This is a genomic window from Leptospira stimsonii, assembly GCF_003545885.1.
Classification (GTDB): Bacteria; Spirochaetota; Leptospiria; order Leptospirales; family Leptospiraceae; genus Leptospira; species Leptospira stimsonii.
Genome location: NZ_QHCT01000002.1, coordinates 633,022 through 646,375, shown reverse-complemented (window position 1 = coordinate 646,375; position 13,354 = coordinate 633,022). Strand labels below are relative to the sequence as shown.

Here is a 13,354-nt window from a genome sequence, read left to right as displayed (position 1 = left end):
TTGAACGTTCGCATCGTACTGATAAATCTGAGTTTTATCAGCTTTTTGAATATAAGGATGATGTTGATTTGAGTAAAAAATTATCGGAATGGGAAGACTATTACAATATGCTCAGGCCACACGGAGGACTTTTCGGAAAGACCCCTTATGAAGTTCTGAAAAATAAATTGCATTTAAAAGAAAAAGTAAAGATAGTTGGACGAGGTCGCTAGTAGTACAGCTCATGTAACAAAGGAATTCGTTTCTCCCGATCGCGTTCCTTATTCAACTCCTAAAAGGCCTTCTAAATTATCAAAATCACCTAAGCCTAAACCAAAATCACTTACTTCTAAAGATCGTTTTAATTCTAAGTTTCCTCATATTAACATTAATTATTATACTGATTTAACTAAATCACTTCTAAGCACTTTTTATCCTAAATATTGTCCTTCCTGTAATGTAGTTCTTACTAAAGAGATTTCTACCAGAGAGAATTCGATACGTTGTCCTAAGTGTAATTATCAGAGTTCAAGAACTGTAGGAACGCCGTATCACCAATTAAAAATCCCTTTGTGGACTGCTTCGTATATTTTAGTAGAAGCTATTCAAAGGTTTCCATTGGGATTATCCGCTTCTGAGATTTGTCGTAAGCTCTGTGTATCTAAGAACACCGGAACTTTATTGAAAAGAAGACTTCAAGTCTTTTTATCTGATATGATTCCTTCAGTAAAGGCTCTCATGGTAGAAGATATTAAGAAAGCCTGGAAAGGTGGTAATTTACCTGAATCAGGCGATTTAAGCGATTGTATTAAAGGTAAACCAGTAGTTCACGTGGATACCTTGGCTTTATTTTCCGCTACACAAAGAAGTAACGGTTTTTTAGCAAGAAGGAAGCACTCAGGTCAAACCTCTTCAATATATCTCATAGACAAGGTAGCAGAGAAGAAAGGTAAATATCAAATTGGAAGTTTATGTTTTACTGCAGCGAGTAAAGGAAAAGGTATATTACTTTTCTCTGTTCCAGATCAAAAACAAAGTACGATTCAACCTCTATTAGATTTTTTGCCTAAAAACACTCCCTTATTTAGTGATGAAGGATTTCCTTTCTTATCGCGGAGTTTCAAAAATCACAAAACCATCAATCATTCGGCTAGGGCCAAAAATGGTAAGAGGAACGTATGGGCTCGGGATCGATGGAGTAAAAATTCTGTTTCAAATGCCGCTTCGGACGGAACTCAGCGTTCTGTTAAATACTCTTTTTTAGCTTCTTACAATTATTTTAGACCGGAAAGTTCTCAGCTCTTTTTAAATGAATTCAGTGCTCTAAAGGCTATTAGGGTATATGGGCTTGAGAGACTTCTTAGTGTTTGGAAGGACCTTGAAGATAGTTCTAGAATTGGAAAAAAAGGGAAATTGGCAAATGTAGGAATTAAATAGAAACGACTACGGGGATCCTGTCCATTCGGTTTCGCACGGAATCGTCAAGTTTGCAAGAGAAGAAGGTCCGGGTTGGGGAAACGTGATCGTACTAACACATAAACTTCCCGATGGAAGATGGATCAATTCCCTCTACGCGCATCTTTCGAAGATGTCCGTAAAAAAAGGAGACCGATTTCGGAAGGGAGATAGAATCGGAAAAATCGGAGATGCAAATCGACGCTACGGACCCCATCTTCATTTTGAACTTCGAGAGGACTTTGATCTTCCCACCGGAGGGGGATACGGAAAGGAGCACGACGGTTATCTCAATCCGAAGGAATTCATCCGGGCAAACCGTCGTTTCGCAAAAGATCGCAAACGAAAGAACAACTAACTCTGATTTGGCGTTCTATCGTTTTTCCTCGGCTTGTTTTCGAAGACGATCCAAGGAGAATCTACCGGTGCCTGCAAGAAACAAATAGACGAAACTTAAAAGTTGTGAATATTCCGATCGAATTTCGTGAAGCACAGCCCAAATTCCTTGAATCGGAGGAGAGGCCGGTGGTGCGAGCGGTGAGGTTCCAAAATACAACGGAATCTTAGTCAGGATCATTGCGACGATCATCTCAAAAATAAATAGAAGGCTCCATTGTTTTGTGGCGAGTCCCAGGATCAAAGAAAGGCCGCCGATAATTTCCAGAACTCCGATATCCCGCACGAGTTCCGGTTGTGAGAAGCCGCGTTTTGTAAATCGCCAATGCCTTGGTTTCCGAAGGGGAATTTGATCACATCTTCCCGAAAACACCGCCGGCTAAAATTCTGATCAAGACACTCCATCGATTTTCCGTATCTTCGATTCTTAAGATGGTTTTAAGTGATTCATTGGATTCTCTCCTTCTTCTCATCGCAGTTTTCAAAGAACAGGAAGTAAATTCTTACCGACTGAGACCATGCCCCTCTCAGATTACGGGGATAAAGGATTCAGCACGGAATGAATTACAAAGAACCTTCTCCGGTTCAATTTTATATCCGTTCGCAATCATTTCATTGGAAGAAAATAATTTCCATTTTCGACAAGAGCACAATCCGTAGGATTCACCCGCTCGGCCGGTTTAACTCGCACCCACCGATTCTTCTCGTGAAAAAGGAATGCTTTGAGCAAAGATCCAACACGGTTGTATTCAAATCGAAATTCACGGCTCCTTTCTCAGAAATTCGAAAGTCGTATCGGCTCGTCGACTCTTCTCGATACAAAACGAAATACGTTTGAAATCGGAACGTCATAAGGGCAGAATCAGGACGCGTAAAATATTATACCGAATGTTATAAAAAAGGTCATTGAGACCCAAGATTTACTAACGTATTTCCAAATTCTTGGAAAAATCCTATTGACAGTATGCGCCTGAACAGTTTCCGTTTTGATCTGAAATATAGAAACAGGAACTCCATGAAGAATTTTCTGAAAATCGTAAGTATTGCAGTATGTTTGATCATTCTGCCCACGACGACGGGGATTGTGTACGGACAGGCTAAAGAGGACTGTTCAAAGCTCGCCTTTGTTGATTATAGTTCTCGCACACCGAGATCGGATTTGCCCTTTCCTATCTCGGAGATGAGACGACTCAGACCCGAAGACATCTGTAAAAAGAAGGAAGGCTGGTTTCCAACAGGTCTTCCTCTTTTGAACTCGGACCCGAACGTCGGAGTCGGTTATGGGATTCGAGTTTTCTTGATCAACAACGGAAAGAAATCCGATCCTTTTTTCGAATATACTCCGTATCGTTTTCGGATGTTTGCGCAGTATTTTAATACGACCAAGAATAGACAGTATCAAGATATAAGTTTTGACGCACCCTATGTGTTTGATACACAATGGAGAATGCGCGGGGATTTGATCTACGATACGAACCCGAACACGCTTTATTACGGGATTGGTGAGAAATCTCTCCAACCGCTTTCCTATCAGGAAAGAAATCAACCCGGTGGCGAAATAGTTAGAAACTCTACTTACCATTCTCGTGAGCAGAATATCTTTTTTACGAGACCGGGTGGTCCAGGAGATCCGGTGGATTTTCAAGGAACCAACTATTCTGGTTTTCCTGCAAACGATGCGTTTCGTGTAACGGATAGAATGTACAACCGTTATGATATTCGTTCCCCACAGGCAAACTTAAGCGGAGAAAGAAACTTTTTCGGCGGCCTCGTTCGTATGGTTGCCGGCGTGAGAGTTTCGCAAAACATCATTAAGACGTTTGACGGTCAGTTTGTTAAGAGCACGGACCCTCTTACGGAAGGAACTCCTTTTAGTAATACCGGCACGGTGCCAAACGCAAAAACGAAAGTTACGGAAGATGCAGAGGCAGGGAAGATCATTGGAGCGAATGGAGGAAATGTAAACTCTGTACGTTTTGGTCTCGTTTTGGACACAAGGGATTTGGAGCCGGATCCGAACCGGGGGATTTTCTTGGAAGCAACCTACGAGAAAGTTGCTAAGTCTTTGGGTTCGGACTTTCAATATTCCAAGTATTTTACGCAGATGAAATTCTTCTATAGCCCGTTTCCTAAAACCTTCGATAAACTGGTATTAGCCGGTCGCGGAGCTTTCGGTATGACGGACGGAGACGCTCCGTTTTTCGAATACAGGAACCTTTGGTCGACTGAAGGTGGTATTACGGGGCTCGGAGGGTTACGGACCCTTCGCGGTTACAAACAAGATCGTTTTTCGGGAAGAGCGATGGGTTGGGGTAACTTAGAAATACGGTGGAAGTTTTTTGATTTTAACGTAGCCGGACAACATTTCGCATTAAATTTGGTTCCGTTCGTTGACTTCGGTCGCGTTTGGGACGACGAACACAATGTGGGATTAAAGGATTATAAATACTCCCGAGGTTTGGGATTTCGAATCGCCTGGAACCAGAGTACGATCCTGATGTTGGACTACGCGGTCTCCAAAGAAGACAAACAAATATTTATGAACTTTAACCACATATTCTGAGGAAATCATGAAAAAATATAAGAATATTCTAATACTCAGTATTGCACTTTCCTTCTTTGCCAATTGCGAAGAAAAACCTGACGATACGACTCTCGGCTTTATCAACGAAGATTCGAAAGTCCTCCTGGCCGGGATGATATTTTTTAGTCCCTACGTTGCGGATACTGCATCCGGAACGGTCACGAATACGACGAGCGGTCTGATGTGGAAGATCTGTTCTCAAGGACAAGTATTGAGAGTCGGTGCAAACGGTACTTACGATTGTGAAGGAATTAACAATAGTTCTACGGTGATCGGAAGATTCGGAGCTACGTTGCACCAATATTGTTCCCTAAACCTAAACGATTGTAATACGATCTCACTTCCTGCCGTCTTGGTGGGTCAAACTCCGGGATTTACAGGGACGAGTGAGGCCTTTACTTCCTGCAATCAAGATCGCACTGGCGGTCATTCGGATTGGAGAGTTCCTTCTTTTCCAGAGCTAAAGGCGCTGACCGCTTCGGGAAGTTTAAACGCACTTCTGTTGAAATTTCCGAATACTGTGGAAGACAACTACTGGAGTTCCTGGGCGAAAGAGGGCACGGTCGATACGGCGCGTGCAGTGAATTTTACGGCGACTCATTTCGGTGATGAAACCGGTTTTGCGAAGACGAGTAGATACTTTGTCCGTTGTGTAAGGAGTCTTCCTTAATTCTCTAATTGTTTTCTTTCTCCCGAGAAAAAATAGACACTCGGGAGAAAATTCCATTCATTCTTTCTTTCCGTAAATGTGAGTATTCTCTCATATTCGGTTTGACATCCAAAAAGGGTTGGTTAGAAATTCGTAATCTTCTCGGTGTTATATGATGAAAAAAAGAACCCTTCTTCCGATCTTGATTCTTTCTACTCTAATCTTTTTTGTTTCCGAGGTTTCTTCTCAGGAAAACTTTACCGGATGTGATAAACCGGAGGAAAGAAAGGACCTTCCTTTTCGGATCGATCGAGTAAAACAGATGTGTAAAAAGGATTTGGAGAATAAGAAAGAGGGTTGGTATCCCACCGGTTTGCCTCTGATCAACTCGGATCCGAATGAAGGGATCGGTTACGGGGTTCGTGTTTACGGTTATAACAACGGAAAGAAGACGGATCCATTTTTCGAATATACTCCTTACCGACTTCGGTTTTTCGCGCAATATTTTAATACGACTAAGAATGCGCAGTATCATCAGCTGAGTTTGGATATGCCTTATATCGCGAACACACAGTGGCGATTGCGTGCGGACGCACTTCTTACGATCACTCCAACGACTCTATATTTCGGAGTGGGCGAATCCACTCTCAGACCTTTGAGTTACCAAGAAAGGAATCAACCGGGAGCTCCTCAGGTAAATAACGCGCAATACAGCGCACAAGAATCGACATTTATGTATCAAAGACCGGGTGGACCCGGAGATCCGATTGAACTCGGCGGAAGGATGTATTCCGGAGTTCCAGCCGGTCCCGCGTTTAACGTGACGGATCGTATGTACAACCGTTATACGATTCAAACCCCACAATTGAACTTCAGTTCGGAACGTTCGTATTTTCACGGAACCGTTAGACTCGTCGCCGGTTTTCGTTTTTCGAATAACATCGTTCAGGCGAATGACGGTAAGTTTGTCAAAGCAGTGGATCCGATCTTCGACGGAACACCTTTGAGCACTTCCGGAGAGGTTCCGAACGCAAAGACCCGATTGACCGAAGACGCGGAAGCGGGAAAGATCAAAGGATATCACGGCGGTTATGTGAACACCGCAAAGGTCGGTTTGGTGTACGATACAAGGGACTACGAACCCGATCCAAACTCCGGAGTTTTTTTAGAAGCAACGTATGAGAAGGCAACGAAGACGATCGGTTCTAATTTTGATTTTCAGAAATATTTCGGTCACGCTAAATTCTTCTATAGCCCCTTTCCAAAGACGTTTGAAAAGTTAGTCTTAGCCTCTCGTTTCGGTTTTGGAGTTTCCGACGGGGACGTTCCATTTTTCGAATATAGAAATTTATGGGGAACCGAGAACACCGTTTCCGGTTTAGGCGGTCTTCGAACTTTAAGAGGATACAAACAAGATCGATTTGTTGGACGCGCCATGGGTTTTGGAACTGTGGAAGTTCGTTGGAAGTTCTACGATTTCTCCGTGGGTGGGGAATACTTCGCGCTCAACTTGGTTCCTTTCTGGGACTTCGGTCGAGTCTGGAACGACGAGCATAAGGCCGGGCTTACGGATTACAAGTATTCCCAAGGGATGGGTTTGCGGATTGCTTGGAATCAGGCCACGATCATCATGATCGATTACGCGGTTTCAAGAGAAGATAAGCAGTTGTTCGTTAACTTCAGTCACGTTTTTTAATATTAGAATATTCTTAAATTATCCTTTCTTTGACGTTTTCTATCGCGTCGGTTTTATTTCCGAGGATGGAGTTGTTTTCGTTTCAGATTACGGGCTTTGTCTTAGAGTTTGTTTTCTCGGTTTGAAGCGTGCCGGATTGTTTTCATTCCTAAATCGATATTTTGCAAGATCAGAGGAATGTTCTCGTTTTTGCTTCGTTTCTCTCGAAGGAAGAATGAGATATATTCTTACATTCGAATATTGATATTTCCGACAAAGGGAGCACTCGTAAAATTTGCTTGCAATCGGACTGGAAGTCCGATTCGGATAAAGTGAGGGTTTGTGAAAAGCCGAAAGGACTCACCTTGCAATACGGAGTCCTTTGTTAGAAAATCGGGGAGTTCCCACATTTTCATTCTGAGCGTTTTCGAACCGACGGATTCTCGCTCCCTCCGTATGTGAGTTTACTCCATTCGGGGGAACTACTAGAAAGCGTAAAAATTCCTCTTGGACGGGAGACAGCAACGTCACAAAATCCGATCGAGTTACGGATTACAAAGGAACCTTATCGTTTCGGATTTCCGTATCGACTCTGGAAGGATTTCGGTTTTCGGGATAATCCGTGGAAAAGTGCAAACCTCTGCTTTCCTTTCTCGAAAGGGCAGAACGGATGATGAGTTCCGCCACGAGCACCAAGTTTCTGAGTTCGATCAAAGGATTTGTGATGACCGTACGGTTGTAGTAGTCTTTTACTTCTTCGTAGATCAAGTCCATTCTTCTCTTGGCTCTTTCCAGTCGCAGATTAGAACGAACGATTCCCACATAGTTGCTCATCGTACTTTTGATTTCGTTTAAGTCGTGTGAGATCAAAACCCATTCTTCCGTATTGACCATTCCCTCTTTGTTCCAAGACGGGATTTGGTCGTGGTCGGCTGTGAAGTCCGGTTTTTCCTTTTCGATTCTTTTTGCGATTCGATTGGAGAATACGAGACATTCCAAAAGACTGTTGGAAGCAAGGCGGTTCCCTCCGTGAACGCCGGTGCACGCGGTTTCCCCCGCTGTGGAAAGATTGGCGATCGTCGTTCTTCCTTCCAAATCCGAAGCGACTCCTCCACAGAGAAAATGCGCCACGGGAACAACGGGAATGAGATCCGTCGTGATGTCGATTCCGAGTTCTTTGCACTTTTCGTAGATCGAAGGAAAGGATTCTCGGATTTCCGTGGATGGGAGATGTGTGATGTCCAACCAGACGTGTTCTTCACCGCGCTTTTTCATCTCCGAATCGATCGCTCGCGCGACCACGTCTCTTGGCGCAAGATCCGCCATCGGATGATATCGCTTCATGAACGGTTCCTTGTCCAAGGAAAGAAGAATTCCACCTTTTCCTCGAACCGCTTCCGAAATCAAAAAAGAATCTCCATCTTCGTGATAGAGTGCGGTCGGATGGAATTGATAGAATTCCATATTCTTGATGAGCGCCCCGGCTCTGTAAGCGGAGGCGACCCCGTCTCCCGTCGCGATTTTAGGATTGGTCGTATGCGAGTAGACTTGTCCGGCTCCTCCCGTTGCGAGAATCGTTTCTTTGGCCAGGATCGGAAATACTTCTCCGCTTTGGTTCGAGAGAACATACGCTCCGTAACAAACGAGGCCTTTTCGTTTCAAATGATGGGGAGTGATGAGATCCACGAGCGTATGATATTCTAAAATCTGAATATTCGAATTCGATTTTACTACTTTGAGCAACGTTTTTTCGATTTCTCTTCCGGTTCTGTCGTGCGCGTGTACGATCCGATTCTTACCGTGTCCGCCTTCCCGGGAAAGGTCGAACTTTCCGGAAGCCTCTAGATTGAACGGGACCCCGTAGTTTAAGAGTTCTTTTACGAGAGGAGGGCCTTCTTCCACAAGGACCTGGACCGCGGCCGGATCGCAGAGCCAGGCTCCCGCTTCCAGAGTGTCCTTTATGTGGTCGGAAAGTTTATCACCTTCCGCAAAGACGGAAGCGATTCCGCCCTGCGCATAGTTTGTGTTGGATTCGTAGTCCGATTTTTTGGTTACGATGATGACGGAGCCGAAGGGAGCGAGCTTCAACGCGGCGAAAAGGCCGGTGATTCCGCTCCCTAAGACTAAAAAGTCCGTTTTGATACGGGGCATACTATTTCTTTTTTTGTGTGTTGATGAGAGCTTCGATATAATCCAAAGAGCGAATCAGTTGATAGTCCGGTTTGATCGGATCATTCTTATGTTCCGCGATAAAAGAAGCCGCCTTTCCGTTTTTCTGAACCCAAGATTCAAGCTTCTTTACGTCGAACGCACTTCTTTCTTCCGCCGCCGCGGGAAGCTCCGAAAGGTGATTCCACATATTCTCTTCTCTGAATCGGAACGGGAACGATCCGTCTTCTTCGGAAGAAATGTCGATATCCGGTTTTACACCCACGACCTGGATCGTGTTTCCGGATGGAGAATAGTAACGCGCCTGGGTAAGTTTGATCAGATAGTCGTTTCCGAGAGGCATCAGTTTTTGAACGGTCGCCTTACCGAAAGTTCTTTCTCCTAAGATCAATCCTCTTCCGTGGTGTTTGATCGCGCTTGCGACGATCTCCGATGCGGAAGCCGACTTCGCGTTGATGAGAACGGCTAACGGTAAATTGGTGATGTCCTTATTCTTCGCGTAGGCGTCTTCGGGACTTCTGTTCGGGCTTTTTGTGGAAACGATCAAACCCTTTTCGATGAACATATCTGCGATATCGATCGCAAGATCCAGATAACCGCCTGCGTTGCTTCGAAGATCCAGGATCACAGCCTTGAGTTTGGTTCCCTTTGCTTGGGCTTCCTTTTCGAGTTCCTTGTATTTATCCATCAACTCTCGGTCGACCGAAGGACCGTCTTCCGATTTTACGAAACCGGTGAGTTTGATATAACCGATGTGCTCGTGACCTTCTATGAGTTTGCTACTTAAGTTTTTGATTTCAATCGTGTCTCGTACGACTTCGATGTTCAGAGTTCCGGGAACTCCTTTTCTTTGGATCGTAAGCGCGACCTTGGAACCTTTTTTTCCTTTGATCTTTTCTACGACCTTATCCAGAAGAATTCCTTTGATCGATTTTCCGTCCACTGCGAGGATCACGTCCCCGGAGCGAATTCCTGCGTTGACGGCGGGTCTTCCTTCGAGAGGATTTTCCACCACAACTTCTCTGTTTCCTCCACCGGAAAGAATGGCTCCGATTCCTTCAAAACTTCCGTCTTGAATTTTTGCCATGGATTCTTCCCAAGCGGAACGAAGGAAAACGTTGCTGTGTGGATCGAGAGAGGAGAGATATCCGTTCGCCGCGGCGAGAAGGACGTCGTTCATCGTAAACGGTTCTTTGGATTTTTCTTCCGCTTCTCCGAACGGATCTTTGAGAGGAGAGTCCTTGTATTTGTCAATATTGGTTTCGATAAAGGCAAGAATTCGATCAAAGTCTTTTTTGCTAAAACCGGTTTGTTCCCATTTTGCAGAAAGGACGTTTTTACGAACCTTTTCTCTTTCTACGAGTTTTTTGACTTCGTCGTCGCTGACTTTGGTTTTGTTCGCGTCTTCTTTGAGTTTACGATCTCGGATTTTTTCCACTTCCGCGTAGTCGGGATCAAAGAGAACGAATGAATCATCCGTGGAAATTTTGAAAGTTTTCCCCGGAAACGTTTCGTCCTTTTCCTCATATTTCTCTCTTTCCTTGAAATAACTTTCCGGATAGAGATAGATGGAATGGGGAAGTGATAAGAGGGCGTAGATCGCGGCCTCTCGATAGGCTCGGTTTTTATCGATATTCTTATCGATGTAATACCGAGATACGGTGTTCACCACGTTATCAAAGTCTTTGAGGGTAAAGTCTGCCTTGACCGGGGACTTGCCGGATGTAGGCTCGCAGTACAGGATAAATATGGTCAAAAGAGTGGAAAGTAATAACGAAAGCGCGGCGGATCCTTTTTTCAAACTCGTGTCCCTCAGATTTCAGGAAATTTTCGGTTCATTCTCTATTCAAATCTCAAAGTGTCAATCCCTTTGGGGCGGAAGTTCAGTCTTCCTTCTCTTGATTTTACAATTCGTATTCTCTTGTTCGACGGTTTCTTTCCCCGGCTCGGGAAGATTCGCGCTCGAAATGATACAAGAACAGGCGATTTTAGAATTTTACGGAACCCCCGAAGAAAGAGAATCCGCGATCAAACTTTTAAAATCGAGCTGTCGTTCCTTGAGACCCGATCGAGCCCTTTCTTGTTACAATCTCTCCGTACTTTTTGCATCCACCAAAAATTATCCGGACGCTTTGGAATACGCGCTCCGAGCGAGAAAGGCCGACCAAGAAGATACACTCTACAGAGATCAGGTTTTTCAAATCGCGTATTCCTTAGAGTTGGAACAAGGGGAGGCGCTTGCGATCGACGAAGTGGAAAAAAGATATTTCCGAGCGATCAAAAACTGCAAAGAGGGAAAGAAGAATGAAACCCTCGCGGATCTGATGGTTCTCGCCGAAATGAAAGAGATCGGAAAAGAATCTCTCAAAAAAGGAATTTTTTCGGAATGTGTGGGAGAATCCGAATCCCTTCTCAATCTCAAACCGAATGCGGTGAATTATACGAAAGAATATTATAAATTTCTGGAAAATTCGCATCCATATAAGGAAGTCTGGGACGTGACCGGGGTGGTGCGAAAACAAACTCTGGAAAAGACGGAGAATCCGAACCAGGAGATCACGAAAGTTTGGAAAGAATTCCGTCAGTCCGTGAGATCGAAAAACAAACCGAAGGCTCTTGAACTGGTGAAAAAATTTAGAACGAGTTTAGAAGAGATTTCGAAGAAAAATACGAACTCGAAAATTCTTGCGCTTCATCTCAAAAAAGCGGCATTCTATCTAATCCAAGGAGATCCTACATTCGAAGGATTTCGAGAACTCACAAAAGAGCTCGAAGATACTCCTTGACGCTTTTTTCGATTCCGACTTCCAGAGCGTAGGAAATCAGGCGATGCCCGATCGAAACTTCCAGAAGACCGGGGAGTTTTGAAAAGAGGAAAAGATTGTTCTGATCCAGATCGTGTCCCGCGTTGATTCCCATCTTTTGCAAAAGAATTTCTTTTGCCGCGGGAACATACAACGTTTCAAAGGATTTTTTTCCTTCTTCGGGAGAACGATCAAATTCTTCCGCAAATGGTCCCGTGTAAAATTCCACACGGTCGGCTCCGGCAAAAGAGGCGAGTTTGAGATTTTCTAGATCGGTTTCCACAAAGAGTGCGGTTCTGATTTTTTCCTTCTTTAGAATTTTAGAATATTCTTGAATTGAATCCAGATCTTTTCGGAAATCGAAACCGTGATCCGATGTGATTTCCCCCGGAGTCACGGGAACCAAGGTCGCTTGATCCGGTTTTACCGCGAGGACCAATTCGATAAAACGGGAAGAAGGTTCTCCTTCGATATTGTATTCGATCGAGGTTCTGTTTTTTCGATTGTAGTCGGTAAGGAATTCCTTAAGGGAGAAGACGTCGTCTTTCCGGATATGTCTTTCGTCTTCTCTCGGATGGACCGTGATTCCCTCCGCGCCCGCTTTGAGAATCAATTCCGCAAAATGGATGAGATCGGGAATATTCCCACCTCGGGAATTTCGCAGAGTCGCGACTTTATTGATATTAACGCTCAGCTTGGTTTTCAACGGATTCTCCTAAGATAACGGGTTCTTTTGCTAAAAAGAGGATTCGCTCTCATTCTGGAAATTGAAAAAAAACCGAGTTTCAAAGGATTCTTTCCTTGCAATTCTTTTCAAAATCGGTTAGGGTTGCGCCCCGTCCGAGTTGGCAGATTCTTACCCGCCAATGGAGAATAAGAAGGAAAGGAAAATACTTTCGAGAGACGTTTTGAGGAGTTCCTACAGGCAGACTTTTGCTTGCAAAATTACGATTTTGTGATAGAGAAAAGTCCTCCGAAACTTCCACCACCCACCCCTCCACCCAAAGTCAGGGTGGGGCGCGCGAAGTTTCACGATGAGTCGTAGCTCCGACGGTTTTCTCTTGAGAATGGAGCGATTTGTGAACAAAGAAGATTTCTCTCTTGGACGGAGAATAATAATATTTCTGCTTGAACGTGAATACCTCTCGCAGAGCATGGTCAATTCCGATGGCAACCAGTAAGAAGACCCCTTCCAAAAAAACTGTCTCGGCCGCGGCTAAAAAAAAGGCTCCGGCTAAAAAAGCCGCGCCCAAAAAAGCTTCTGCTTCGACAAAGAAGAAAGAAGAAATTATCAAAAAGGCTCTTTCGAGTCCGGCATCCAAAGCCGCGGGAACTAAAAAGGCCTCGGGGTCCAAGGGCGTAGCTCTCAATCCCCTTGGAAAAAAATGGACCTGCCATACTTGTTCCACGAAATTTTACGACCTCAATAAAGAAGAAAAAATCTGTCCTAAATGCGGGGCAGATCAAAACAAACGTCCGGTCACCCGTACTCGAACCGTCCGTCCGAGAGTGGTCGAAGAGGAAGAAATCATCGACGACGACGCAATCGCCGAAGACGAGGATTTGGAATTCGTCGAAGAACCTCTCGAAGAGGCTTTGGAAGAAGAGGAAGAGGCGGAAGAAACCGAAGAGTAATCTTTCTT

11 protein-coding genes and 1 pseudogene are annotated in these 13,354 nt (G+C 44.4%); 8 read left to right on the top strand and 4 right to left on the bottom strand.

What is annotated here, in order from left to right:
* The 3 genes and pseudogenes from DLM75_RS11225 to DLM75_RS11215 all read left to right on the top strand — a co-directional run.
* Positions 1-212: integrase core domain-containing protein (locus tag DLM75_RS11225; protein ID WP_167731748.1), on the top strand; the 212-nt coding region annotated here is incomplete at its 5' end.
* Positions 196-1,416 (top strand): transposase, encoded by a 1,221-nt coding sequence (locus tag DLM75_RS11220; protein WP_241547886.1) that lies wholly within the window; start codon positions 196-198, stop codon positions 1,414-1,416. The genes DLM75_RS11225 and DLM75_RS11220, both read left to right, overlap by 17 nt.
* A pseudogene (locus DLM75_RS11215) lies at positions 1,409-1,792 on the top strand (M23 family metallopeptidase); the annotation flags it as partial. The gene DLM75_RS11220 and the pseudogene DLM75_RS11215, both read left to right, overlap by 8 nt.
* Before the next feature lie 15 nt (positions 1,793-1,807).
* Here the strand turns inward: DLM75_RS11215 and DLM75_RS24670 are convergent.
* A complete protein-coding gene (locus DLM75_RS24670) occupies positions 1,808-2,116 on the bottom strand; it encodes a DoxX family protein (protein WP_241547884.1) in 309 nt (102 codons plus the stop codon).
* 729 nt (positions 2,117-2,845) lie between these two features.
* On the opposite strand from DLM75_RS24670, the gene omp85 (DLM75_RS11200) reads away from it, so the two are divergent.
* From omp85 (DLM75_RS11200) to omp85 (DLM75_RS11190), 3 genes are all read left to right on the top strand, one after another.
* Positions 2,846-4,393 carry an Omp85 family outer membrane protein gene (gene omp85, locus DLM75_RS11200; RefSeq protein ID WP_167731747.1) on the top strand — a complete coding sequence of 516 codons (1,548 nt, stop codon included), beginning with the start codon at positions 2,846-2,848 and terminating at the stop codon, positions 4,391-4,393.
* Positions 4,394-4,400: 7 nt separating this feature from the next.
* Positions 4,401-5,084: a surface adhesin Lsa25 gene (gene lsa25, locus DLM75_RS11195; RefSeq protein ID WP_118968555.1), complete on the top strand. Its 684-nt coding sequence runs from the start codon at positions 4,401-4,403 to the stop codon at positions 5,082-5,084.
* 151 nt (positions 5,085-5,235) lie between these two features.
* Complete coding sequence (omp85, locus tag DLM75_RS11190) at positions 5,236-6,759, top strand: Omp85 family outer membrane protein (RefSeq protein WP_118968554.1); 1,524 nt, start codon at positions 5,236-5,238, stop codon at positions 6,757-6,759.
* Between the two features lie 531 nt (positions 6,760-7,290).
* Here the strand turns inward: omp85 (DLM75_RS11190) and nadB are convergent.
* Positions 7,291-8,889, bottom strand: a complete 1,599-nt coding sequence (gene nadB, locus DLM75_RS11185; protein ID WP_118968553.1) for an L-aspartate oxidase — start codon at positions 8,887-8,889, stop codon at positions 7,291-7,293.
* Between the two features lies 1 nt (position 8,890).
* Positions 8,891-10,708, bottom strand: coding sequence for a S41 family peptidase (locus DLM75_RS11180; protein ID WP_118968552.1), 1,818 nt, complete (start codon positions 10,706-10,708; stop codon positions 8,891-8,893).
* Here DLM75_RS11180 and DLM75_RS11175 point away from each other — a divergent pair.
* On the top strand, positions 10,656-11,693 hold the full coding sequence (locus tag DLM75_RS11175; RefSeq protein ID WP_118968551.1) for a hypothetical protein: 1,038 nt from the start codon (positions 10,656-10,658) through the stop codon (positions 11,691-11,693). The two genes, DLM75_RS11180 and DLM75_RS11175, sit on opposite strands and share 53 nt — an antisense overlap.
* On the opposite strand, the gene DLM75_RS11170 is transcribed toward DLM75_RS11175, so the two are convergent.
* A complete protein-coding gene (locus DLM75_RS11170; RefSeq protein ID WP_118968550.1) occupies positions 11,665-12,417 on the bottom strand; it encodes a pyridoxine 5'-phosphate synthase in 753 nt (250 codons plus the stop codon). The genes DLM75_RS11175 and DLM75_RS11170 overlap by 29 nt on opposite strands.
* A gap of 461 nt (positions 12,418-12,878) precedes the next feature.
* On the opposite strand from DLM75_RS11170, the gene DLM75_RS11160 reads away from it, so the two are divergent.
* Positions 12,879-13,346: a TIGR02300 family protein gene (locus DLM75_RS11160; protein WP_118968618.1), complete on the top strand. Its 468-nt coding sequence runs from the start codon at positions 12,879-12,881 to the stop codon at positions 13,344-13,346.
* The last annotated feature ends 8 nt before the right edge of the window (positions 13,347-13,354 follow it).

What these genes read in the sequence shown, in the direction of transcription:
- omp85 (WP_167731747.1), top strand. Translation starts at nt 2,846, where the DNA reads ATGAAGAATTTTCTGAAAATCGTAAGTATTGCAGTATGTTTGATCATT.
- lsa25 (WP_118968555.1), top strand. Translation starts at nt 4,401, where the DNA reads ATGAAAAAATATAAGAATATTCTAATACTCAGTATTGCACTTTCCTTC.
- omp85 (WP_118968554.1), top strand. Translation starts at nt 5,236, where the DNA reads ATGATGAAAAAAAGAACCCTTCTTCCGATCTTGATTCTTTCTACTCTA.
- nadB (WP_118968553.1), bottom strand. Translation starts at nt 8,889, where the DNA reads ATGCCCCGTATCAAAACGGACTTTTTAGTCTTAGGGAGCGGAATCACC.
- DLM75_RS11175 (WP_118968551.1), top strand. Translation starts at nt 10,656, where the DNA reads ATGGTCAAAAGAGTGGAAAGTAATAACGAAAGCGCGGCGGATCCTTTT.
- DLM75_RS11160 (WP_118968618.1), top strand. Translation starts at nt 12,879, where the DNA reads ATGGCAACCAGTAAGAAGACCCCTTCCAAAAAAACTGTCTCGGCCGCG.